Genomic DNA, 22,337 nt, shown 5'->3' on the forward strand with positions numbered 1-22,337 from the left:
TGGCCTGCATCACGCCCAGGATCTGCGACACCCCCCGGGGCCTTTCGCGAGGGGCTGGCCAGTTGCACCGACCTGGCCGGGGGCGCGCGGGTCGGGGAAATCCGGCCGCGCCACCCCGCGCTCGGACAGATATCTGCATGCTGCGTGGCAGCGGTTGCAATCCGGCCGGCAGGGTGGCTTTCTGCATCTGCCACATCGCACGGGCGGCGTGGTGCGGCGGGACGGGGCGGCGCTGCGGCGATCCGGGTGTCCCGCCCGATGGGCTGATGACGTGAAAGCCGTCCGCGCGACGGCCAGAGAGGTGCCGAGATGAACGAGACTGTGCGCAAGGGCCGGATCGAGGACCGCCGGCTGATCACCGGCGCGGGCCGCTATGCCGATGACATGGCCGATCCCTCGGCCCTGACCGCTGTCTTCTTCCGCGCGCCCCATGCGGCGGCGACGCTGACCTCGCTCGACACCGCCGCCGCGGCCGCGATGCCCGGTGTCGTGGCCATCCTGACCCATGCCGATCTGGCCGATGACGGCATCGGTTCGGTCATCACCCCGATGAAGCTGGAAGGCCCCGACAAGCATCTCTGGACCGCCACGCCGCGCCCCCTGCTGGTCGAAACCCATGTCCGCCACCTGGGAGAGCCGGTGGCGATGGTGATCGCCGAGACCCGCGCCCAGGCGATGGATGCGGCCGAGGCCATCGAGGCCGAATTCGACGAGCGCGACGCCATCACCACGATTGCAGAGGCCACGGCCGAGGGCGCCCCGCTGGTGCATGACGACCGCCCCGGCAACCTGGCCGCGCTGTGGGAAAAGGGCGACTGGCCCGCGGTACGCGCGGCCCTGTCCGGTGCGGCGCATCACATCCGGGTCAATGTCCCCGTGACCCGCGTCACTGCCGTGGCGATGGAGCCGCGCAATGCCCTGGCCCGGCCCGAGGGCGCGCGTTTCTGCCTCTATGCCAGCCACCAGAACCCGGTCGCCATGCGGGCCTCTCTGGCGCATTTCATGCAGATGGACGCGGCCCTGATCCGCTGCGTCGCGGGGGATGTCGGCGGTGCCTTCGGCATGAAATCCGGTCCGCTGCGCGAAGAGACGATGGTCTTCTGGGCCGCGCGCCGGCTGAACCGCGCCGTGCGCTGGCGCGCCGACCGGTCCGAGGATTTCCTCTCCGACGAGGCGGGCCGCGACATGGAGATCGAGGTCGAGCTGGGCCTTGACGCCGAGGGCATGTTCCTCGCCCAGGCGGTCACGATGAAGCTGAATGTCGGCGGCTATGCCTCGGCCCGCTCGCTGCCGCCGGTGCTGAATTTCGGCGGCGTGGCGGGGGTTTACCGCACGCCCCTGATCGCCGGCCGGATCGAGGGCTGGCTGACCCACACGATCCCCGTCGCCCCCTATCGCGGTGCGGGCCGGCCCGAGGCGACATTTGCCATCGAACAGGCCATCGACATGGCGGCGCGGGAACTGGGCATGGACCCGGTCGCGCTGCGCCGCCGCAACCTGATCCCCGAAGAGGCGATGCCGTGGACGTCGCCCTTCATTTTCGACTACGACTGCGGCGCCTTCGAAAAGGTGCTCGACGCGGGCCTCGCCAAGGCCGATTTTGCCGGCTACCCGGCCCGCAAGGCCGCCTCCGAGGCGGCGGGCAGGCTGCGCGGTTTCGGCCTCGCGCTCTGCATCGAGACGGCGGGTGGGCTCTGGGGGCAGCCTGGCCGCGATTTCGCCGATGTCGAGATGAAGGCCGACGGCACGATCCGCCTGGGCGGCGGCGGCTTCTCGGCGGGGCAGGGGCTGGAAACCCTGCTCTCGGACCTCGCCGCCGAGGGGCTGGAACTGCCCGTCGACCGGGTCTCCTATGTCCAGGGCGACACCGACGAGATGGAGCGCGGCGGCGGCATGGGCGGCTCGGGCGCGACGATCAAGGTCGGCTCGGCCGTGCGCGACGGCGTGACCAAGGTGCTGGCCCAGGCCAGGGAGCTGGCCTCCGAGACGCTGGAGGCCGACGCCGCCGATATCGAATATTCCGGCGGCACCTTCCGCATCGTCGGCACCGACCGCGAGGTCGAGATCACCGAGATCGCCCGCATCGCCGCGGACCGCGGCACCCCGCTCATGGCCAAGGGCGAGTTCGTCACCGATGGCCCGACCTTCCCCAACGGCTGCCACACCTGCGAGGTCGAGATCGACCCCGAGACCGGCCGCACCACCATCGAACGCTACTCGGCAATCGAGGATATCGGCCGGGTGATCCAGCCGCAGATGGCCGAGGGGCAGATCCACGGCGGCGTGGTCCAGGCGCTTGGCCAGATCTTCCTGGAGGAGATGCGCTACAGCGCCGGTGACGGCCAGCTGCTGACCGGATCGTTCATGGATTACGCCATGCCCCGCGCGGCCGACCTGCCGATGCTGAACTGCGATTTCTACGAGGTGCAGACCGCCAAGAACCCCCTCGGCGTCAAGGGCGTGGGCGAGGCCGGTTCGGTCGGGGGCCTTGCCGCGGGCATGAACGCTGTCTGCGATGCCCTGGCCCAGGCCGGCGTCAGCCAGTTCGCCATGCCCGCCACCCCCGGCCGCGTCTGGGAGGCGCTGAACGCCGCCCGCCGCTGACCCGGGACCGGGGACCCGAGGCCACCGCCCGCCGCAGCCCGATGCGGCGGGGGCGCCGTCTCGGGACTCCCCGCCACCAAGCCGCTTCGCGCCGGCAAACCCCGGCAGGTCCCAAGGGGCCAGCCCCCGCCCGGTCGGATCGCGCAGGCGATCCGATCCCCTCCGGCCAGGCGCAGGACCCGGCCCTCAACCGCTTGGTTCCCCTGCTTCCTCTGGCCGGAAATATCCTCGGGGGTGCGGGGGCAGACAGCCCCCGCGGCGCGACGGCTCAGCCGGCGCATCCCCGGGTCATCCGAGCAGCGCCATGAATTTCGGCCAGGCCCCGGGGTCGTTCACCGTCTTGTCCCGGCACCCCGGGTTGCAGAACCCGATCCGCCGCCCGCCGATCTCCAGCACATCCGTCACCGGCTTGCCGGAATAGGGGCAGGCCGCATTCTCGGCCTCGGTCCCCGCGACCGCCCGCGCCTCCAGCGGCACCGGGCCGGGCCAGGGCGCGACAGGCAGGTCCATCGCATAGGGCACCGGGTCATAGCGCGTCACCAGCCCCTGCGCCCGCCACTGGCGGAACGCCGTCTCCTCCAGCACCTGCGCGACATAGGCCGCCGCCCCGGGGCCGACCGGCAGGCCATAGCCGGCGATCCGCGCCGCCACCGGGGCAAAGAACACATCGGCCAGCGAATAGGCGCCAAAGAGCCAGGGGCCATCCGCCCCGTGACGGTCCCGCGCCAGCGTCCACATCTCCTCGATCCGGGCCAGATCCGCCAGCACCTCGGCCGGGGGCGCAAATCCCTCGTAGCGGTGCAGCAGCTGCATCGGGCAGGCTGCGCGCAGCGCGCCATAGCCGGAATGCATCTCGGCCACCATCCAGCGGGCCAGCGCGCGGGCCGCCGGATCGGCGGGCCAGAGCCCGGCCTGCGGGTGCCGCTCCGCCAGGGTCTCGGCCATGGCCAGCGTGTCGCCCACCACCACGCCGTCGGGCAGGCGCATCACCGGCACCAGCCGGGCCGGGGCAAGCGGGGCGAGATCGGCGGCCATGGTGCCCGCGTAGAGCCCGACCATGTTGACCCGCACCGGAATGCCGAATTTTTCGAACATCAGCCAGCCGCGCAGGGACCAGCTGGAAAACGTCTGGTCGCCGATGAAAAGATCGTAGGTCATGCGGGTCTCCGGTGCCTTGGAACGGGGTTGAGACGGGTTTCGCGCAGGCTACACCGGCCTCTCCCGCCGCCGGAAACGACAAATCGCGCGGTTGCGCATCACGGATCGTGATCCGGCGGGGTGGCGTTCAGGGCAGGTGGTTCACCAGTTCCACGCGCCAGCCCCCCGACGTATGGTCGATCCGGGTCACCGACAGGTTGTCGATCGTCTGCCCGATCACCACGCGGCCCGGCTCGCCGGTCGCCGCGCCGACCCGTGTCAGGATCACGCCGATATGGGCCACCGCCACGATGTCGCGTCCGGGATGGGCGGCCATCAGCCGCTCCACCACCTGGCCGGTCCGGCGGGTGACATCGTCCCAGGATTCCCCGCCCGGCGGGCAGACCGCGCCCGGGTCGGTCCAGAAGGCGCGGCTGAGCGCGGGATGGCTCTGCATGATCTCGGCGCTGGTCTTCAGCTCCCAGTCGCCGAAATGCATCTCGCGCAGGCCCGCATCATGGGGCAGGCGGTCGCGCGCGCCGGCAATCGCATCGGCGGTGGCCACGGCCCGCGACAGGTCCGACGAGATCACAAGCGCGTCTTCGGGCAGGAAGTCGTGCAGCCGGGCGATCTGTGCAGTGTCGTCCAGATGCGCGGGCAGGTCGGACCAGCCGACCATGCCCTTGTAATGCGTCGGCCCGTGGCGGACCCACCAGAACCGGCTCATCCCGCGCCCCCCTTCAGCACCAGCGGCAGCCCGGCCACCACCTGCACCACGCGATCCGCCTGGGCGGCCAGCCGGATGTTCAGCCGGCCCTGCGCCTCGCGGAACCGGCGCGACAGGGCGTGTTCGGGCACGATGCCCTGGCCCACCTCGTTGGTGACCACCACGACCTCGGCGCGGCAAGCGGCCAGTGCTGCCAGGAATTCGTCCTCGGCCCTTGCCGGATCGTCTCCGCGCATCATCTGGTTGGTCAGCCACATTGTGGCGCAGTCCAGCAGGACGGCGCGATCAGGGGGCAAGGCCGCCAGCTCCTCCCCCGGGGTCAGCGGATTTTCGCGCGTCTCCCACCCGATGCCACGCCGGGCCCTGTGAATCGCGATCCGTTCGGTCATTTCGCCGTCTCCGGCCTCGGCCGTGGCGATGTAAACCATTGGAAGACCTGAGTTTATCACCAGATCCTCAGCATAGGCCGACTTGCCCGAGGCCGCGCCGCCGATGACCAGCGTCAAAGGTCCAGACATTTTTTCTTTACCTTCCAGTGAACCCAAACGGGTGTTCATGCGTATGTCTCGGTGGGAGACTAGAGAAGAGGTGTACGAGATGCACCATCCGACAGGGGGTGAAAATGGCACTTGATGCTGCAAACGACATGTCCCTATCGCGTCGCGCGATGAAGGCGGAATTGCTGGATGCCGAAACCGAATTGCGGCTCGCCCATGCCTGGCGAGACGACCGGGACGAGGCCGCGCTGCACAGGCTTGTGACGGCCTATATGCGGCTGGCGATCTCGATGGCCTCGAAATACCGGCGGTACGGCGCCCCGATGAACGACCTGATCCAGGAGGCCGGGCTGGGCCTGATGAAGGCGGCCGACAAGTTCGATCCCGATCGCGGGGTGCGCTTCTCGACCTATGCGGTGTGGTGGATCAAGGCCTCGATCCAGGATTACGTGATGCGCAACTGGTCGATGGTGCGCACCGGTTCGACCTCTTCCCAGAAATCCCTGTTCTTCAACATGCGCCGCGTCCAGGCCCGGCTGGAGCGCGAGGCGATGGGGCGTGGCGAGGAACTGGACGGCCACCAGCTGCGCCAGATGATCGCCACCGAGGTCGGCGTGCCGCTGCGCGATGTCGAGATGATGGAGGGCCGGCTGTCCGGCTCTGATTTCTCGCTCAACGCCACCCAGTCGTCCGAGGACGAGGGCCGCGAGTGGATCGAGGCGCTGGAGGACGACGGGGCGCAGGCGGCCGAGATCGTCGCCGACGATCACGACCGCAGCGCCCTGCGCCACTGGCTGGCCGCGGCGATGGCCGCACTGAACGACCGCGAACGCCTGATCGTGCGCGAGCGCAAGCTGCGCGACGACCCGCGCACGCTGGAAAGCCTGGGGCAGGAGCTTGGCCTGTCCAAGGAGCGTGTCCGCCAGCTGGAGGCCGCCGCCTTCAAGAAGATGCGCCGCCGCCTGTCCGAACAGGGGCCCGAGGCCGAGGCCCTGCTGCACTGAAAGACGCCGCCCCCGGGGCGGCGTTTTCCTGTCGGCCATCCGGTTCCGCCCCGCGCGCCGCGCGGGGGCTGCGGGGTCGGCATGGCCCCCGGCCGGCGCATCACCTGCCATTGCCTGTCCCCCGGGCCTGTCCTAGTGTCGCCCGGGACAAGCTGGACGGATCCGGGATGCTGGCAGACAAACGAATTCTCCTGATCGTCGGCGGCGGTATCGCGGCCTACAAGACGCCCGACCTGATCCGCAAGCTGCGGGCCGCAGGCGCGGCGGTGACCCCGGTGATGACCCGCGCGGCGGGCGAATTCGTGGCCCCGCTGGCCCTGGCCGCCGTGGCGGGGGAAAAGGTGCATGACCAGCTGTTCGATCTGACCTCCGAGGCCGAGATGGGGCATATCCAGCTCTCGCGCTCGGCCGATCTGGTGCTGGTTGCCCCGGCCACCGCGGACCTGATGGCCAAGATGGCGCAGGGGCATGCGGATGACCTGGCCTCGACCCTGCTGCTGGCGACGGACACGCCGGTGATGATCGCGCCGGCCATGAACGTGCGGATGTGGTGGCACCCGGCCACGCAGCGCAACCTTGCGACCCTGCGCGCCGATGGCGTGAGCGTTGTCGGCCCGGACGAGGGCGACATGGCCTGCGGCGAATACGGCGCCGGGCGGATGAGCGAACCCGCCGCTGTCGTCGCGGCGATCGAGGCGCATTTTGCCGATGGCCCGCTCAGGGGGCGGCATGTCGTGGTGACCTCGGGCCCCACGCATGAACCCATCGACCCGGTGCGCTATATCGCCAACCGGTCGTCCGGCGCGCAGGGCACGGCGATCGCCCGGGCGCTGGTGGCGCTTGGGGCCGAGGTGACATTTGTCAGCGGCCCGGCCAGCGTCGCCCCGCCCGCGGGCGTGCGTCTGGTGCAGGTGGAAACCGCGGCCCAGATGATGCAAGCGGTGCAGGCCGCGCTGCCCGCGGATGCGGCGATCTTTGCCGCGGCGGTGGCCGACTGGCGCGTCGCCTCGGCCTCGGGTTCGAAGATCAAGAAAAAGGCCGGTGCCCTGCCGGTGCTGGAATTTGCCGAAAACCCCGACATCCTGGCCACCGTCTCGCAGATGGGCGCGGGGCGGCCCGCCCTCGTGGTGGGCTTTGCCGCCGAGACCGACGATGTGGTCGCCCATGCCACCGCCAAGCGGCAGCGCAAGGGCTGCGACTGGATCCTGGCCAATGACGTCAGCCCCGCCACCGGCATCATGGGCGGAACCGACAACGCGGTGGTCCTGATCTCGGATGCAGGGGCCGAGGAATGGCCGAGGATGGCCAAGGACGCGGTCGCCGAACGGCTTGCGCAAAGGGTGGCCGATGCGCTGGTCTGACGATCTGGCCCTCGGCGGGAGCGTTCTGGCCCGATGAAGGACCCTGTGCGCCTTGCCGTCCTGCGCCTTGACGGGTTCGACCGGGATGTCGCCTTGCCCTCCTATGCCACGGCGGGGGCGGCGGGGGCCGACCTGCGGGCCAATTTCCCCGATGGCGCGGGCGTGACGCTGGACCCCGGCGCGCGCGTGCTGGTGCCGACCGGGCTGGCCCTGGCCGTGCCCGAAGGGTTCGAGGTGCAGATCCGCCCCCGTTCTGGCCTGGCGCTGAAACACGGGATCACCCTGCCCAACAGCCCCGGGACAATCGACAGCGACTATCGCGGCCCGCTTGGCATCATCGTGATGAATGCGGGGCAGGAGCCGTTCCACATCGCGCATGGCGACCGCATCGCCCAGATGGTGCTGGCCCCCGTGGTGCAGGCCCGGATGGACGAGGTCGAAACCCTGGACGAGACCGCGCGCGGCGCGGGCGGTTTCGGCTCCACCGGGCGGGGCTAGGCGATGCTGGCGGTTCTGCTTCTGGCGGCGGTCATCTGGATCGCCGGGCATTTTCTCAAGGTCGACAGGCGCAAGCGCGGCGTGCTGCTGGCGCTGCTCTTCGGCATGGTGCTGCTGACCCATGTGGTGCTGCCCGACGGCCATGCCCTGCGCGAGGCGACCGGCGGATCGCTGGCCGCCTGGGCGTTGCTGGCACTGGCCGTGGCGCTGGTGCTGGCCTACCGCTACGGGCTGGGCCACCTCAAGGAGCGGGCCGATGCCAGGGCCGCCCCGACGGCGGAAGAGACGCCCGCCGGGACCTTCTCGGCCACGGAACTGGAGCGTTACGCCCGCCACATCGTCCTGCGCGAACTGGGCGGGCCGGGGCAGAAAAAGCTCAAACAGGCCAGGGTGCTGGTCATCGGCGCCGGCGGGCTGGGCGCGCCTGCGCTGCTCTACCTCGGCGCGGCGGGGGTGGGGACCATCGGCATCGTCGATGACGACACGGTCGAAAACGCCAACCTGCAGCGGCAGGTGATCCACCGCGACGGCGACATCGGCATGCCCAAGGTGTTTTCCGCCGAACAGGCGATCCTGGCGCAGAACCCGCATGTGACCGTGCGCCCCTATCGGCGGCGGCTGGACGAGGCGGTCGCGGCGGATCTCTTTGCCGATTATGACCTGATCCTCGACGGCACCGACAATTTCGCCACCCGCTATCTGGCCAACCGCACCGCCGTGGCGCAGGGCAAGCCGCTGATTTCGGGCGCCCTGTCGCAGTGGGAGGGGCAGATCAGCGTCTTCGACCCGGCCAATGGCGCGCCCTGCTATCAGTGCATTTTCCCCGAGGCCCCCGCGCCGGGGCTGGCGCCCAGCTGTGCCGAAGCCGGGGTGCTGGGCCCGTTGCCCGGCGTGGTCGGCGCCATGATGGCGGTCGAGGCGGTCAAGCTGATCGCCGGGGCGGGCGCGCCGCTCAGGGGCGAGATGCTGATCTATGACGCGCTCTGGTCCGAGACGCGCAAGATCGGTCTGAAACGGCGCGCCGACTGCCCGGTCTGCGGCGGGCACTGAGCCGCCCGCGCGCCCTGACGCCGCAAGCCTCTGGAAAGCCCCGGCCCCCGGGCATAGGTTCGGTGCAAAGGAGATGCCAATGACCAACCCGCTTCTCGCCGACTGGACCACGCCGCATGGCCTGGCGCCCTTCGACAGGATTTCCGACAGCGATTTCACCCCCGCGCTGGATGCGGCGCTGAACGCCCATGATGCCGAGATCGACGCCATCGCCGGGAACCCCGAGGCCCCGACTTTCGCCAACACGGTCGAGGCGCTGGAAACCTCGGGCAAGGCGCTGGACAAGGTGCTGTCGGTCTTCTTCACCGTGGCGGGCGCCGACTCCAACCCCGAGCGCGAGGCGCTGCAGCGCGACTTCTCGCCCAGGCTGGCGGCCCACTGGTCCGCGATCAGCGCCAACGCCGCGCTCTTTGCCCGCGTGGCGGCACTGTGGGACCGGCGCGACAGCCTGGACCTGACCCCCGCGCAGGAGCGCCTGCTGTTCCTGTCCCATCGCGGGTTCGTCCGCGCCGGTGCCGCGCTGGAGGGCGAGGCGGCAGAGCGGATGAAGGCCGTCAAATCCCGTCTGGCCGTGCTGGGGACCGAGTTCACCCAGAACCTGCTGGCGGATGAGCGCAGCTGGTTCATGCCCCTCACCGAGGCCGATCTGGAGGGCCTGCCGCAATTCGTGATCGACGGCGCCCGCGCAGCCGGAGAGGAAAAGGGGCAGGACGGGCCGGTCATCACCCTGTCACGCTCGCTGATCACGCCGTTCCTGCAGTTCTCGCCCCGCCGGGACCTGCGCGAAACCGCCTGGCGGGCCTGGTCGATGCGTGGCGAAAATGGCGGGCAGACCGACAACACCGCCATCGCCGCCGAGATCCTCAAGCTGCGCGAGGAACGCGCCCACCTGCTGGGCTATGGCAATTTCGCCGAATACAAGCTGGAAACCGAGATGGCCGGCACCCCCGCCCGGGTGCGCGAACTGCTGCACGCGGTGTGGGAGCCCGCCAAGGCCCAGGCCCTGGCCGACCAGGCGGTGCTGGAAGAGATGATGCATGCCGACGGTGTGAACGGCGACCTGGCCCCCTGGGACTGGCGCTACTATGCCGAGAAGCGCCGCAAGGCCGAACATGACCTCGACGAAACCGCGCTGAAACCCTACCTGCGGCTGGAAAAGATGATCGAGGCCGCCTTTGACTGCGCGCACCGGCTGTTCGGGCTGGAGTTCCGGCCGCTCGACCTGCCGCTCTATCACCCCGACTGCCGGGCCTGGGAGGTGACGCGCGGCGGTGAGCATGTCGCGGTCTTCATCGGCGACTATTTCGCCCGCGGGTCCAAGCGCTCCGGCGCCTGGTGCTCTGCCATGCAGAGCCAGGCCCATGCGCCCGAAGAGCAGGCGGCCATCGTGATCAACGTCTGCAACTTCGCCAAGCCGCCCAAGGGGCAGGAGGCGCTGCTGAGCTATGACGACGCGCGCACCCTGTTCCACGAATTCGGCCATGCGCTGCATCAGATGCTGTCGGATGTCGAATACGAACGCTACTCCGGCACCTCGGTCGCACGCGATTTCGTCGAACTGCCCAGCCAGCTCTACGAGCACTGGCTGGAGGTGCCCGAGGTGCTGACCCGGTTCGCCACCCATGCCGAGACCGGCGAGGCCATGCCGCAGGAGATGCTGGACAAGGTGCTGCAGGCCGCGAATTTCGACATGGGGTTCCAGACTGTGGAATATGTCGCCTCGGCGCTGGTGGATCTGGAATTCCACGACGGCGCCGCGCCGGCCGACCCGATGGCCATGCAGGCCGAGGTGCTGGCCGGGCTGGGCATGCCCAAGGCCATCGTGATGCGCCACGCCACGCCGCATTTCGCGCATGTCTTCTCGGGCGACGGCTATTCCTCGGGCTATTACAGCTACATGTGGTCCGAGGTGATGGATGCCGACGCCTTTGCCGCCTTCGAGGAGGCGGGATCGGCCTTCGATGCGGCCACGGCCAGGGCGCTGGAGGAGAACGTCCTGTCCAAGGGCGGGTCCGAGGAGGCCGATGTGCTCTACACCCGCTTCCGCGGCCGCCTGCCGGGGGTCGAGGCGCTGCTCAAGGGCAGGGGGCTCGACGCGGTCGCCTGAGCCGGCCGCCGGGGGAAAGGTCAAAGGGCACCGGCGGGTGTCGGTGCCCTTTTGCATGTGTCGTGGAGCGCGCGCGCGACCGGATGACGCCCTGCGGGCGGGCTGCCGCGCGGGGCGGGCGGTCAGCCGTCTGGCATGCGCTTCATGTCGACCGGGACCTCGATGGTCATCTGCCCGGCATGTTCGAAGGTCAGCGTCATCTCGAAGCTGCTGCCGTCTTGCATCGCCTCGGTCAGGCCCATGAGCATCACGTGATCGCCGCCGCGTTCCAGCAGCGCGGTGCCCCCGGCCGGCACGGCAAAGCCGTCGGGGGCGGGCCGCATGCGCATCACGCCGCCGCCTTCCATCACATGGGTGTGCAACTGGGCGACCTCGGCCATCGGGGTGTTCACACCGATCAGGCGGTCGTCCTCGGACCCGGTGTTGCGGATCACCATATAGGCCGCGCCGGACCGGGCGATGGGGGTGGCGGCGCGGGCATAGCTGTCCTCGATCACGATGTCGCCGGCCTGGGCGGCCAGCGGGGCGAGGGTCAGCAGAAGGGCGGCAAGACATCTGAGAGGCATGGGAGATTCGGCATCCTTGGCGGTCGGGCGCGAACGCGCTGCACAGTCCGGGGGCCGCGATTCGGCGGCAGTCCCCGCAGGCCGGTCCGGCGCGCAGGGATCCGGAATGGGCGCAGGATACATCCCCGCGCCGGGCGGGAAAAGGCCCCTGGCCGTGTCGTCCTGCCGCAGAAATGCAAACACCCGCCGGGGCGATCCGCGGCGGGTGGCATCTGTCAGGTCTGCCACCGGGGCAGGGCCGTCAGGATCAGGCGCTTGCGGCCTGGGCCTTGGCGATCTCTTTCTTGACCTTCAGAGCGCCCTCGGACAGCTCGGAATCCTTGGCTTTTGCCAGGAACTTGTCCAGCCCGCCGCGGTGATCCACCGAGCGCAGGGCCGAGGCCGAGATGCGCAGCTTGATGCCGCGGCCAAGGGTTTCGGACTGCAGGGTCACGTCGTTCAGGTTCGGGAGGAACCGGCGACGAGTCTTGTTGTTGGCGTGGCTGACATTGTTGCCAGTCATCGGGCCTTTTCCGGTCAGTTCGCAGCGGCGCGACATGGGGTCTTCCTCGTCTGGTCTCGGGCGGGTCGCGCCCTTGTCAAAGCAAACGGGCACCGCGGCAGCGGCGCCCCGAAATCTGGTCCCGCGTCTCTATGGGGAAAGCGCGGGGAGGTCAAGCCCGGTTTCGGACGCCTGGCCATGCCGCGCCCGGGGCGCCCCGTTCCCGGCCTCGCCCCCGTCGGAAACGGGCGCCGGTACCGGCGCGGGCGGGCCATTGCGCGACGTTGCCCCTGCTGCGGCGCCCCGCGGGTCCGCCTCCGGCGGGAGTATTTGGAACGAGATGAAGCGGGGGGACGTTCCGGCTTCATCTCGTCCGAAATACTCCGGGGGAGTCGCGCCACAGGCGCGGCGGGGGCAGCGCCCCCCTGCCAGGTTTCGATCTTCGGTGACATTTGGCGTGATGGGGCGACGGATCGGGCGGCGCCGTCTAGACGCGCGGCGGCACGGCAAATACCGCTTGAGCTGGCCCCCTTGCCGATTTGATTTCGGCATCGGACCCCGGTCAGCTTGCCATGCCGGCCGCTTTGGGCCGGCGTCCCGTTCCGGGGGCGCTGCGCACGGCCGGTGAGCCTGGCCCGCCGCCCGGGGCGGTCAGTAGCCGGCGCCGCGGTCGACGAGGTGCAGGTAGGGCTCCCCCGCCTCGCCCCGGCGGACATTCTCGGCGATGACTTCGGAGGCGGTGTCGGCGCGGGTTTCCGAGGCGACATGCGGGCTGACGGTCACGCCGGGATGGGCCCAGAAGGGGTGGTCCCGGGGCAGGGGCTCTTCGCGGAAGACGTCGAGCGTGGCATGGCCGATCTGGCCGCTGTCGAGCGCGCCGATCAGGTCTTCGTCCACGATCAGCGGGCCGCGCCCGGGGTTCACGATCACCGCGCCCCGCGGCAGCAGCGCCAGGGTGCGGGCGTCGAGCAGGTCGCGCGTCGCCCCGGTCAGCGGCAGGAGCAGGACGAGGATCCGCGCCCCGGACAGCGTCTCGGCCAGGCCCGCCTCGCCGTGGCGGGTCGCGATGCCGGGGATCGTCTTGGGGCTGCGGCTCCAGCCCGTGACGGGGAAGCCGAGCGTGGCGAGCGCCCCGGCACAGGCCTTTCCCAGAGCGCCGAGGCCCAGGACGCCCACGGGCCGGTTGCGGGCGAGGGGCGGCACCACCGGCAGCCAGTCGCCCGACTGGCGGGCCAGAACGGCGTCGAGCCCGAGGTGGTGGCGCAGGACCATGCCGGTGACCCATTCGATCATGCCGCGGGTCAGCCCCTCGTCGACCATGCGGGCGAGCGGCACGGTCAGGGTCGGGTTCGGGGCCACGTTCTCGACCCCTGCCCAGAGGTTCAGCACCGCCTTGAGCCGCGGAAAGACCGAAAAGTCCTGCACGCTGCTGTTGGGCGCATAGACGATGTAATCGACCTCCGCCGCCGGGAGGTCGGGCGACAGGCGGTAGCCGGTGACGCCGGCGGCCTCCAGCGCGGCCCTCAGGGGCGCCTCGTAGTCCGACCAGCGGGGTTCGGTGGCGGCGAACAGAATGCCGGGTCCGGTCATGAACGTCCTCTCGGGCGGTGGATATGGGCGCTCTGCACCAGGCCGAAGGCGACCATCAGCACCAGCATCGCCGAGCCGCCGTAAGAGACCAGCGGCAGCGGCACGCCGACCACCGGCGCCAGGCCCATCACCATCGACATGTTCACCGCGAAGAACAGGAAGAAGGTCGTGGCGATGCCCAGCGTCAGCAGCGAGGCATAGCGGCTCTGGTTGGTCAGGGCCGAATGCACGCAGAAGACGATGATCAGCGCATAGAGCGTCAGCAGCGACACCGCGCCGATGAAGCCGAATTCCTCGGCCAGCGTGGTGAAGATGAAGTCGGTGTGCTTTTCGGGCAGGAAGTTCAGCCGCGACTGGGTGCCCTGCATGAAGCCGCGCCCGGCCCATCCGCCCGAGCCGAGGGCGATCTTGGACTGGGTGATGTGATAGCCCGCCCCCAGCGGATCGTTCGACGGGTCGAGGAAGGTGTCGATCCGGCGGAACTGGTAGTCCTTGAGCAGCTGCCAGTCGGTACCGCGCGACTTGAACACCGCCGTGACCAGCCCGACCCCGGCGGCGATCACCGCGGCGAAATAGCCCCAGTGCACGCCCGCCACGAACATCATCGCCCCGCCGCCGATCACCAGAAGCAGCGCGGTGCCCAGGTCGGGCTGCGCCAGCACCAGCCAGGTGGGCAGCAGGATCAGGATGACCGGGATCAGCACGAAGACGGGGTGCGAGACCTTGCGCACCGGCAGCCAGTCGTAATAGGCGGCCAGCATCATCACCATGGTGATCTTGGTCAGCTCGGAGGGTTGCAGGCGAAACACGCCGAGGTCGATCCAGCGCTGCGCGCCCATGCCGATGGCGCCGAAGAATTCCACCGCCAGCAGCAGCAGGATCGAGATGCCATAGGCCACGCCCGACATGTTGCGCCAGAACCAGGCGGGCACCATGGCCACCGCCAGCATCAGGGCAAAGCCGAGGGCAAAGCGTTTCATCTGCGGCTCGGCCCAGGGGGTGAACGACCCGCCCGCAACCGAATAGAGCATCAGGAAACCAACGCTGGCCACCGCGATCAGCAGCAGGGCCAGCGGCCAGTTCAGGTGCAGGATCTTGCGGACGCCGGTGGGCGTCGTCTTGACGGTATATTCAAGATAACTCATGCGCGGCTCTTGCCCTGGGACTCGGCTATCGGGCGCAGCTGGCGCAGTTTCTCCTGCTGCGACTTGATCCGGCCGCGGTCCTTTTCCGGGTAGGTTTCCAGCGGCGGGTCACCCTTGAAGAGCGCCTGCAGCGTGATGTCCCGCGCGATCGGCGCCGCGACAGCCGAGCCGCCGCCGCCATGTTCGACCACGACCGACACCGCGATCTTGGGATTGTCGTAGGGCGCGAAGTCGACAAACAGCGCATGGTCGCGCCGGTTCCACGGCAGCTGGTCGTTGCGGGTCACGCCGCGCGCGCGTTCGCTGGTGGTGATGTTGCGCACCTGGCTGGTGCCGGTCTTGCCGGCCATGCGATAGGCGTCGTCGATGATCCGGTTGGAATAGGCCGTGCCGCGCCGGTTGTTGCTGACCGAAAACATGGCGCGGCGGACCTGGCGCAGGTGGTTTTCGTTCAGGCCCAGGCTCTCGCCCGCGCCAGAGGGCTGTTCCACCGAATCCACGCTCTTGATCAGGCGCGGCGTGACCGAGCGCCCGGTGGCGATCCGGGCCGTCATCACCGCCAGCTGCATCGGCGAGGCCAGCACGAAGCCCTGGCCAATGGCCGAGTTCACGGTGTCGCCGATCAGCCAGTCCTCGCCCCGGACCTCGCGTTTCCAGGCCTTGGTCGGGGCCAGGCCCTGCGCCACGGCGGACATCGGGATATCGTGGCGCACGCCGATGCCCAGCTTTTCGGCCATCGCCGCGATGCGTTCGATCCCGACTTCCAGGCTGAGCTCGTAGTAATAGACGTCGCAGCTTTCGCGCAGCGAGCCTTCGAGGTTCATATGCCCGTGGCCCGAGCCTTTCCAGCAGTGGAAGCGGCGGCCGCTGACCTCCAGGTGGCCGGGGCACCAGTAGGTGTCTTCCGGCGTGATGATCCCGGCTTCGAGCCCTGCCAGTGCCACGACCATCTTGAAGGTCGAGCCGGGCGGATAGATGCCCTGCACGCTTTTCGAGGCAAGCGGGCGGTAGGTGTTGTTCGTCAGGTCCTTGTAGTCGGCCACCGAGATCCCGCGCACGAAGAGGTTGGGATCGAAAGAGGGGGAGGAGGCGATGGCCAGCAGGTCGCCGCTTTCGCAATCCACCACCACGGCGCTGGCGCTTTCCTCGCCCAGGCGGGCCTGGACGTAGTTCTGCAGCATGTGATCGACGGTCAGCTGCAGGTTCGACCCGGCCACGCCCTCGCGCCGGTCGAGCTCGCGCATCACGCGGCCGACGGCGTTCACCTCGACCCGGCGCGCACCGGCCTTGCCGCGCAGCTGGTCCTCCAGCTTGGCCTCCAGCCCGACCTTGCCGATCTGGAACCGGGGGATGCGCAGCAGCTGGTCCGGGTCTTCCATCCGTTCCAGGTCGTAATCGCTGATCGGACCGACATAGCCCACGACATGGGCGAAATCGGCGTTCAGGGGATAGACGCGGCTCAGCCCCACCTCGGGCGTGATGCCGGGCAGGGCGGGGGCGTTCACGGCGACGCGGCTGATGTCTTCCCAGGTCACCCGGTCGGCCAGGGTGATCGGCAGGAAGGGCGCCGAGCGGTTCATCTCGGTCAGGGCGCGGTTCAGCTCGTCCTCGTCCAGTTCGACCAGCGAGGACAGGCGCCGGATCGTGTCGTCCACGTTTCCGGCATCCTCGCGCACGATGACGATCCGATAGGCCGGTTCGTTGCGGGCGATCACCGCGCCGTTGCGGTCGAAAATCTCGCCGCGTGCCGGGGGGATCAGGCGGATGTTCACCCGGTTCTCCTCGGCCAGCAGGCGGAACTTGTCGGCCTGGTCGACCTGCATATAGCGCATGCGCAGCGCCAGCAGACCCATGATGCCGGCCTGCGCGCCGCCCAGGATCAGGCCGCGCCGGGTGATCCGGCGCTGGCTGTCGGCGCTATCGCGGGGCGAGCGCTTCACAGCCGGTGCCCCAGGGTGTCGACCTCGCCCGGCGCGGTCTTGCGCAGCCCGAAGAAGCCCAGCGACAGCAGCACCACCAGCGGGTAGATCACCACCGTGGCCACCAGCTGCATGACGCTGAGCATCAGCGGCGCCTGTTCCACCATGAACAGCGCCAGCACCACGCGATAGCCCGCGAGCACCGCGGCCATCGCCAGCGCGGCGGCCAGCCATTCGGCGGGGAAGGGCAGTTCGCGCATCACCCGGGCCCGCGCCTTGAGCCATTCGCAGGCCAGCACCACCAGCGCGGCCATCAGGCCGGGCGGGCGCTGGAACAGCAGGTCGGCCAGCAGGATCACCATTCCGATCATCAGGGCCGGGGCGAATTCCGGGCGGCGCAGCGTCCAGGCACAGCAGAGCGCCAGCAGCACATCCGGTCCGGCCCACCGGCGCGGCACGGTTTCCAGCGGCATCAGGTTGAACAGGATCAGCGCCAGCGCGATCAGGACAAAGGCCAGCCGCATGGTCCAGCGCCGCGCCGGAGAGGAGGAGGTGGCTTCAGCCATCGGGCTTGTCCTCCTTGGCGACCTCGTCCACTGCGGCGCCGCCGGGCAGCACGCGGGGGGCGATCAGCCCGCCGGGGTCGTTGATCTCTTCGGTGCCCAGATGGCGCAGGACGCGCAGGAACTCCAGCCGTTCGTAATCCGCCGCCAGCCGCACGCGCAGGCGCCCGCCCGGGTCCTGTGCCACCTGGCCGACCAGCAGGCCCGCCGGAAAGACGCCCCCGTCGCCCGAGGACACCACCCGGTCGCCCGGGCGCACCAGATCGGGGTTTTCCAGGAATTCGATCGGCGGCACCGCGGAATTGTCCCCCGCCAGCATCGCGCGCTGGCCCGAGGGCTGGATCGTCACCGGGATGCGGCTGGAGGTGTCGGTCAGCAGGATCACCCGGCTGGTGCTCTTGCCCACGCCGCTGATGCGCCCGACCAGCCCGATCCCGTCCATCGCCGCCCAGCCGTCCACGATGCCGTCGCGGGCGCCGATGTTCAGCAGCACGGACTGCCGGAAGGGCGATCCGCTGTCGGCCATCACCACGCCGGTGACATAGGTCAGCCGCGGGTCCAGCCGCACGTTGTTCAGATCCAGCAGGCGGGCGTTTTCCTGCTCAAGCTGCAGGGCGGCCTCTTTCCAGGCCTTCATCTGCTGCAGTTCGCGGCGCAGCTCCTGGTTCTGTTCGTGGATGCGGCGGTATGACTGGAAATCCCGCAGGATGTTCACGGTGGCCGTCACCGGCGCCATCGCCCAGTCGAAACTGGGCATCAGATCGTCGACCACCTGCGCGCGGAAGCGTTCCACCCGGGGGCTGTCGATCCGCCAGAGCAGAAAGACACCCATCAGGCACAGGACCAGCACCCCCACCAGCAGACGCCGCAGCGGGGTGACAAAATCCTCTTCCTGACCGCGGTTGCGAGCCAATGGACCCCCTTTGCCTCAAGGGCGGGCAGTGCGCCGTTCCGATGCCGGGCGCCTCCGGTGGAATTCCCCGAATCTGGGGAAATCAGCTGTCGTAGTCAATCGCGTGGCGCAGCTGCTTCTCGTACTCCAGAGCCTTGCCGGTTCCGAGGGCGACGCAATTCAAACTTTCGTCAGCGATGGAAACCGCCAGGCCGGTCTGTTCGCGCAGCGCCAGGTCCAGGTCGCCCAGCAGGGCGCCGCCGCCGGTGAGCATGACGCCGCGGTCGACGATGTCGGCGGCGAGGTCGGGGGGCGTCGCCTCGAGCGCGGTCATCACCGCTTCGCAGATCTGCTGCACCGGCTCGGCCAGCGCCTCGGCCACCTGGGCCTGGGTGATCTCGGTTTCCTTGGGCACGCCGTTCAGCAGGTCGCGGCCCCGGATCATCATCGACTGGCCGCGCCCGTCGTCGGGCATGCGCGCCGTGCCGATGGAGGTCTTGATCCGCTCGGCGGTGGATTCGCCCACCAGAAGGTTCTGCTGGCGGCGCAGGTAGGAAATGATCGCCTCGTCCATGCGGTCACCGCCGACGCGGACGGAACGGGCATAGACGATGTCGCCCAGCGACAGGACGGCCACCTCGGTTGTGCCGCCGCCGATGTCGACAACCATGTTGCCGGTCGGGTCGGTGATCGGCATCCCCGCGCCGATGGCGGCGGCAATGGGTTCCGCGATCAGCCCGGCGCGGCGGGCGCCGGCGGACAGGACCGACTGGCGGATCGCGCGTTTCTCGACCGGGGTGGCGCCATGCGGGACGCAGACGATGATCTTGGGCTTCGAGAAGGTCGAGCGCTTGTGCACCTTGCGGATGAAATGCTTGATCATTTCCTCGGCGACGTCGAAGTCGGCGATCACGCCTTCGCGCATCGGGCGGATGGCCTCGATGCTGCCGGGGGTACGGCCCAGCATCAGCTTGGCGTCCTCGCCCACGGCCAGCACCTTCTTGACGCCGTCCTTGACGTGGTAGGCGACCACCGAGGGTTCCGACAATATGACACCCCGGCCTTTCACATAGACCAGCGTGTTAGCAGTTCCGAGGTCGATCGCCATATCGGACGAAAAGAGCCCCGGCATCTTGTCGAAAATTCCCATGAGTGTTTTACCGCCCCGTGCGTGTCCCCAAGAGCCCGCGACTCGCGGCCCCGGACAGATTGCCCTTATAGGCCTGCGTCAGGCGGGGCGAAAGGGGGAAGGCCCGCGCGGATCAGCGCGATCCTGCCGGGTGGGGGCGAAGGCCCAAGAATGTCACTATTCGCAAATTTTTGCCGGTCTGGCAATCTGAAATGCGCGACGAGATGTCATTTTTCGAACCTTTCCGCCCCAACTGCCGCTTGCCGGCGGGTTTGGCGGGGGCTGCGTCATTTCGCGCCGGCGCCGGGCGGAACGGCGGCAGCCCCGCGCGCCGGGATCACTCTGCCAGCAGGCCGTCGACCCATTCGGGCACCGTTTGCGTGGCCGGTCCCGCGATGTGTTCGGCGAAATCCGATGCCACGGCCGAGGCCTCCAGATTGATCTCGACCGTATGCGCCCCGGCCATCATCGCGGCCCGGACGAACCCGGCCGCGGGGTAGACCTGGCCGCTGGTGCCGATGGCGGCGAAGAGGGTGCAGGACAGCAGATGCCCCTCGATCTCGTCCAGGTGATAGGGCATCTCGCCGAACCATACGACATCCGGGCGGGTCGGGCCGCCATCGCAGGCGGGGCAGGGGTCTTCCAGCCGCCAGGCCTCTGCGAACGGCTTGGGCCAGCGGTGGCCGCAGTGGTTGCAGAGCAGGGCGTCGATCACCCCGTGCATGTGCAGCACCTCGGTCGAGCCGCCGCGCTCGTGCAGGCGGTCGACATTCTGGGTGATCAGCACCACCTCGCCGGGATGGTCCGCCTGCAGCCGGGCCAGCGCCTGGTGGGCGGCGTTGGGCTGCACCTCCAGATGGCGGTGGCGGCGCATGTTGTAGAAGTCGTTGACCATCTGCGGGTCGCGGGCAAAGCCCTCGGGCGTGGCGACATCCTGGACCCGGCGGTTTTCCCACAACCCGCCCGCGCCTCGAAAGGTGCCCAGCCCGCTTTCGGCCGAGATTCCGGCGCCGGTCAGGATGACGATCTTTTCGCTGCGTGGCATGGCTTTCCCCGGGCTGCTGGCTCGCCTATCACTGAAACATGAACCAGAGCCCCGAGACCACCCCGCCGCGCATCCTCTTCGTCTGCCTGGGCAATATCTGCCGATCCCCGGCAGCCGAAGGCGTGTTCCGCGCGATGGCGACGGGCAGGGCGGTCGAGATCGACAGCGCCGGCACCGGCGGCTGGCATGTGGGCGAAGCGCCCTATGCCCCGATGCAGCAGGCCGCCCGGGCGCGGGGCTACGATCTGTCCGGCCTCAGGGCGCGGCAGTTCGTGGCGGGGGATTTCCTGCGGTTCGACCTGATCCTGGGCATGGATGGCGAGAATCTGCGCGCAATCGAAGGGTTGCGGCCCCGGGGCAATCAGACCCCGGTGGCCCCGTTCATGCGCTTTGCCCCGGACACCGGCGCGGAGTCCGTGCCGGACCCGTATTACACCCGCGACTTCGACGGCGCGCTCGACCTGGTCGAGGCCGCTTCACGCGGGTTGCTGAGGGCGCTGGATCAGGAGCAGCTGGCCTCGGCCGTTTCGCCGAACTGGCGGTAGCGCGTCCAGAACGAGTTGTGGAAGCCGGATTTCGACATCCGCACATCCTGCGCCTTCTGCGGGTTGCGGAAGAACTGCGCGGCCAGGCGCTGGTCGCGCCCGTCGAGGGTGCGGTCGGCGGCGCGCTGGATGCAGCCGCAGAGCGACGGCGAACGTGCCGAGCGGTCCGACGACATGCAGGCGCGGCTGATCGGCCCCGCCTGAGCAACGGTGGAAATGGAAACAACGGCCACAATGGCCGCAACTGCGATGCGTTTGGTGTTCACTGCCTCGGTCCCGTATCTGTATCCGGCCCGGGATTTTCCCCTGGTGCCGGTCGGTTTGCCTGGGCAGGTTTATGCCGGATTTCCGGTCAATTTTCAATGAAACACATGAAGAACATGGCGCAAATTGCTGAAAATGTTCCCTTTGTGCACTGTCACCCCGTCCGAGGGCTTTCGAAGGCCGGGCGCCGCAAGAGCCATCGAAGCGCCACCACATCAGGTTGCAGATCAGCCCCACGCGCCCCACCAGATGTTGCGGGCAGCAAAAGGCCCGAGGCGGTGATCCCGCCCCGGGCCCTGGCCGTCATCCTGGCGTTCAGCCGTACCAGGGGCCCATCTTCACCTCGGTCGCGGCGCCTGCGTCCTTGAGCATCGCGGTAAATTTCTCGGGATCCGAGTCGCGGTAGTGGTAGGGGTAGACCACGCCGGGCTGGAATTCCGCCACGGCCGAGGCCGCCTGCGATTCGTCCATCGTGTAGGGCAGGTTGAACGGCACGAAGGCGACGTCGATCCCCTCCAGCGCGCGCATCTCGGGGATGTCTTCGGTATCCCCGGCGATATAGACGGTCAGCCCGTCGAATTTCAGCACATAGCCGTTGTCGCGCCCCTGGGGATGATACTTCAGCCGATCCTCGGTCAGGTTGTAGGCCGGAATCGCGTCGACGCTCAGCCCCAGGATCTCGGTGCTGTCGCCATTGCCGATCGCGGTCGCCCGCGCCTTGAGCCCGTCGGGCAGCTTGTCGAACACCGCCGGGTTGGTCAGCAGCTGCGTGCTGGGCCCGACCAGCGCGGCCAGGGTGTCGGCGTTGTAATGGTCGCCATGCTCATGCGTGATCAGGATCAGGTCGGGCGCGGGATAATCGCCATAGGCCGAGGCCTCGCCCACCGGGTCGTTGTAGATCGTGCCCACCGGTGTCTCCATGACAAAGGAGGCATGGCTGACCGGGTGAATCGTGACCTCTCCGCCGTTGGTCTTGTAGGTGTCCGCCATATGGGCGGCGGCCATCCCGGCATAGGGCCGGATCAGCGTTGCACCGCCGGCGGCGGCTGCGGTCAGCAGGACTGTTCTGCGGTTCATCATTGTCGCGCTCCCTGTTCGCGGTTCTATCCGCCACATAGATAGAGCGCGCCCGGGATCCGCCCGATCACAATGACGTTTGGTTCCGTTACAGCGCATCGTCCGGAATACCGGCGCCGCAGCCATATGGCATCTT

General features: G+C 69.0%; 21 protein-coding genes. 7 read left to right on the forward strand and 14 right to left on the reverse strand.

All coding sequences use genetic code 11. The annotated features are described in order from the left end of the window. Positions 1–309 precede the first annotated feature (309 nt). Entirely contained in the window at positions 310–2,604 is a 2,295-nt protein-coding gene (locus GLS40_RS06700) for a xanthine dehydrogenase family protein molybdopterin-binding subunit (protein ID WP_160381976.1), read from the forward strand. A 288-nt stretch (positions 2,605–2,892) separates the two neighbouring features. Here GLS40_RS06700 and GLS40_RS06705 read toward each other — a convergent pair whose 3' ends face one another. The 3 genes from GLS40_RS06705 to cobU form a co-directional block, all read right to left on the reverse strand. Continuing rightward, positions 2,893–3,762: a glutathione S-transferase gene (locus GLS40_RS06705; protein WP_160381977.1), complete on the reverse strand. Its 870-nt coding sequence runs from the start codon at positions 3,760–3,762 to the stop codon at positions 2,893–2,895. 127 nt (positions 3,763–3,889) lie between these two features. Next, entirely contained in the window at positions 3,890–4,468 is a 579-nt protein-coding gene (locus GLS40_RS06710; RefSeq protein WP_160381978.1) for a histidine phosphatase family protein, read from the reverse strand. Then, positions 4,465–4,986, reverse strand: a complete 522-nt coding sequence (gene cobU, locus GLS40_RS06715) for a bifunctional adenosylcobinamide kinase/adenosylcobinamide-phosphate guanylyltransferase (RefSeq protein ID WP_160381979.1) — start codon at positions 4,984–4,986, stop codon at positions 4,465–4,467. Before cobU ends, GLS40_RS06710 begins: the two co-directional genes overlap by 4 nt. 104 nt (positions 4,987–5,090) lie before the next feature. On the opposite strand from cobU, the gene GLS40_RS06720 reads away from it, so the two are divergent. The 5 genes from GLS40_RS06720 (at position 5,091) to GLS40_RS06740 (ending at position 10,985) form a co-directional block, all read left to right on the forward strand. Further along, complete coding sequence (locus GLS40_RS06720) at positions 5,091–5,969, forward strand: RNA polymerase factor sigma-32 (protein WP_160381980.1); 879 nt, start codon at positions 5,091–5,093, stop codon at positions 5,967–5,969. A gap of 167 nt (positions 5,970–6,136) precedes the next feature. Then, positions 6,137–7,330: a bifunctional phosphopantothenoylcysteine decarboxylase/phosphopantothenate--cysteine ligase CoaBC gene (coaBC, locus tag GLS40_RS06725; protein ID WP_160381981.1), complete on the forward strand. Its 1,194-nt coding sequence runs from the start codon at positions 6,137–6,139 to the stop codon at positions 7,328–7,330. Positions 7,331–7,363: 33 nt separating this feature from the next. After that, entirely contained in the window at positions 7,364–7,828 is a 465-nt protein-coding gene (dut, locus tag GLS40_RS06730) for a dUTP diphosphatase (RefSeq protein WP_160381982.1), read from the forward strand. Positions 7,829–7,831: 3 nt separating this feature from the next. Next, complete coding sequence (locus GLS40_RS06735) at positions 7,832–8,878, forward strand: HesA/MoeB/ThiF family protein (RefSeq protein ID WP_160381983.1); 1,047 nt, start codon at positions 7,832–7,834, stop codon at positions 8,876–8,878. A 79-nt stretch (positions 8,879–8,957) separates the two neighbouring features. Further along, positions 8,958–10,985, forward strand: coding sequence for a M3 family metallopeptidase (locus GLS40_RS06740; protein WP_160381984.1), 2,028 nt, complete (start codon positions 8,958–8,960; stop codon positions 10,983–10,985). A 122-nt stretch (positions 10,986–11,107) separates the two neighbouring features. Here GLS40_RS06740 and GLS40_RS06745 read toward each other — a convergent pair whose 3' ends face one another. The 9 genes from GLS40_RS06745 to GLS40_RS06785 all read right to left on the reverse strand — a co-directional run bounded on the left by GLS40_RS06745 (position 11,108) and on the right by GLS40_RS06785 (position 20,315). Next, a complete protein-coding gene (locus GLS40_RS06745) occupies positions 11,108–11,551 on the reverse strand; it encodes a copper chaperone PCu(A)C (protein ID WP_160381985.1) in 444 nt (147 codons plus the stop codon). A gap of 247 nt (positions 11,552–11,798) precedes the next feature. Beyond that, positions 11,799–12,089 carry a 50S ribosomal protein L28 gene (gene rpmB / locus GLS40_RS06750; RefSeq protein WP_160381986.1) on the reverse strand — a complete coding sequence of 97 codons (291 nt, stop codon included), beginning with the start codon at positions 12,087–12,089 and terminating at the stop codon, positions 11,799–11,801. Positions 12,090–12,683: 594 nt separating this feature from the next. Next, entirely contained in the window at positions 12,684–13,622 is a 939-nt protein-coding gene (locus GLS40_RS06755; RefSeq protein WP_160381987.1) for a 2-hydroxyacid dehydrogenase, read from the reverse strand. Further along, entirely contained in the window at positions 13,619–14,767 is a 1,149-nt protein-coding gene (gene rodA / locus GLS40_RS06760) for a rod shape-determining protein RodA (protein ID WP_160381988.1), read from the reverse strand. The genes GLS40_RS06755 and rodA overlap by 4 nt, the downstream gene beginning before the upstream one ends. Beyond that, positions 14,764–16,707: a penicillin-binding protein 2 gene (mrdA, locus tag GLS40_RS06765; RefSeq protein WP_160381989.1), complete on the reverse strand. Its 1,944-nt coding sequence runs from the start codon at positions 16,705–16,707 to the stop codon at positions 14,764–14,766. Before mrdA ends, rodA begins: the two co-directional genes overlap by 4 nt. Then, positions 16,704–17,252 (reverse strand): rod shape-determining protein MreD, encoded by a 549-nt coding sequence (locus GLS40_RS06770; RefSeq protein ID WP_160381990.1) that lies wholly within the window; start codon positions 17,250–17,252, stop codon positions 16,704–16,706. Before GLS40_RS06770 ends, mrdA begins: the two co-directional genes overlap by 4 nt. Beyond that, a complete protein-coding gene (gene mreC / locus GLS40_RS06775) occupies positions 17,245–18,162 on the reverse strand; it encodes a rod shape-determining protein MreC (RefSeq protein ID WP_160381991.1) in 918 nt (305 codons plus the stop codon). Before mreC ends, GLS40_RS06770 begins: the two co-directional genes overlap by 8 nt. An 82-nt stretch (positions 18,163–18,244) precedes the next feature. Beyond that, positions 18,245–19,291, reverse strand: coding sequence for a rod shape-determining protein (locus GLS40_RS06780; protein WP_160381992.1), 1,047 nt, complete (start codon positions 19,289–19,291; stop codon positions 18,245–18,247). Between the two features lie 316 nt (positions 19,292–19,607). Then, positions 19,608–20,315, reverse strand: coding sequence for an NAD-dependent deacylase (locus tag GLS40_RS06785; RefSeq protein ID WP_160381993.1), 708 nt, complete (start codon positions 20,313–20,315; stop codon positions 19,608–19,610). A gap of 38 nt (positions 20,316–20,353) precedes the next feature. Between GLS40_RS06785 and GLS40_RS06790 the strand changes: the two genes are divergently transcribed. Then, positions 20,354–20,860: a low molecular weight protein-tyrosine-phosphatase gene (locus GLS40_RS06790; protein ID WP_160381994.1), complete on the forward strand. Its 507-nt coding sequence runs from the start codon at positions 20,354–20,356 to the stop codon at positions 20,858–20,860. Here the strand turns inward: GLS40_RS06790 and GLS40_RS06795 are convergent. Further along, positions 20,818–21,126 (reverse strand): hypothetical protein, encoded by a 309-nt coding sequence (locus tag GLS40_RS06795; RefSeq protein WP_160381995.1) that lies wholly within the window; start codon positions 21,124–21,126, stop codon positions 20,818–20,820. The genes GLS40_RS06790 and GLS40_RS06795 overlap by 43 nt on opposite strands. A gap of 313 nt (positions 21,127–21,439) precedes the next feature. After that, positions 21,440–22,204: an MBL fold metallo-hydrolase gene (locus GLS40_RS06800; protein ID WP_160381996.1), complete on the reverse strand. Its 765-nt coding sequence runs from the start codon at positions 22,202–22,204 to the stop codon at positions 21,440–21,442. Between the last annotated feature and the right edge of the window lie 133 nt (positions 22,205–22,337).

Source organism: Pseudooceanicola pacificus, assembly GCF_009789075.1.
GTDB lineage: Bacteria > Pseudomonadota > Alphaproteobacteria > Rhodobacterales > Rhodobacteraceae > Pseudooceanicola > Pseudooceanicola pacificus.

Coding starts and splice junctions, on each gene's coding strand:
- GLS40_RS06700 (WP_160381976.1), top strand. CDS start 310: ATGAACGAGACTGTGCGCAAGGGCCGGATCGAGGACCGCCGGCTGATC.
- GLS40_RS06705 (WP_160381977.1), bottom strand. CDS start 3,762: ATGACCTACGATCTTTTCATCGGCGACCAGACGTTTTCCAGCTGGTCC.
- GLS40_RS06710 (WP_160381978.1), bottom strand. CDS start 4,468: ATGAGCCGGTTCTGGTGGGTCCGCCACGGGCCGACGCATTACAAGGGC.
- cobU (WP_160381979.1), bottom strand. CDS start 4,986: ATGTCTGGACCTTTGACGCTGGTCATCGGCGGCGCGGCCTCGGGCAAG.
- GLS40_RS06720 (WP_160381980.1), top strand. CDS start 5,091: ATGGCACTTGATGCTGCAAACGACATGTCCCTATCGCGTCGCGCGATG.
- coaBC (WP_160381981.1), top strand. CDS start 6,137: ATGCTGGCAGACAAACGAATTCTCCTGATCGTCGGCGGCGGTATCGCG.
- dut (WP_160381982.1), top strand. CDS start 7,364: ATGAAGGACCCTGTGCGCCTTGCCGTCCTGCGCCTTGACGGGTTCGAC.
- GLS40_RS06735 (WP_160381983.1), top strand. CDS start 7,832: ATGCTGGCGGTTCTGCTTCTGGCGGCGGTCATCTGGATCGCCGGGCAT.
- GLS40_RS06740 (WP_160381984.1), top strand. CDS start 8,958: ATGACCAACCCGCTTCTCGCCGACTGGACCACGCCGCATGGCCTGGCG.
- GLS40_RS06745 (WP_160381985.1), bottom strand. CDS start 11,551: ATGCCTCTCAGATGTCTTGCCGCCCTTCTGCTGACCCTCGCCCCGCTG.
- rpmB (WP_160381986.1), bottom strand. CDS start 12,089: ATGTCGCGCCGCTGCGAACTGACCGGAAAAGGCCCGATGACTGGCAAC.
- GLS40_RS06755 (WP_160381987.1), bottom strand. CDS start 13,622: ATGACCGGACCCGGCATTCTGTTCGCCGCCACCGAACCCCGCTGGTCG.
- rodA (WP_160381988.1), bottom strand. CDS start 14,767: ATGAGTTATCTTGAATATACCGTCAAGACGACGCCCACCGGCGTCCGC.
- GLS40_RS06770 (WP_160381990.1), bottom strand. CDS start 17,252: ATGGCTGAAGCCACCTCCTCCTCTCCGGCGCGGCGCTGGACCATGCGG.
- GLS40_RS06780 (WP_160381992.1), bottom strand. CDS start 19,291: ATGGGAATTTTCGACAAGATGCCGGGGCTCTTTTCGTCCGATATGGCG.
- GLS40_RS06785 (WP_160381993.1), bottom strand. CDS start 20,315: ATGCCACGCAGCGAAAAGATCGTCATCCTGACCGGCGCCGGAATCTCG.
- GLS40_RS06790 (WP_160381994.1), top strand. CDS start 20,354: ATGAACCAGAGCCCCGAGACCACCCCGCCGCGCATCCTCTTCGTCTGC.
- GLS40_RS06800 (WP_160381996.1), bottom strand. CDS start 22,204: ATGATGAACCGCAGAACAGTCCTGCTGACCGCAGCCGCCGCCGGCGGT.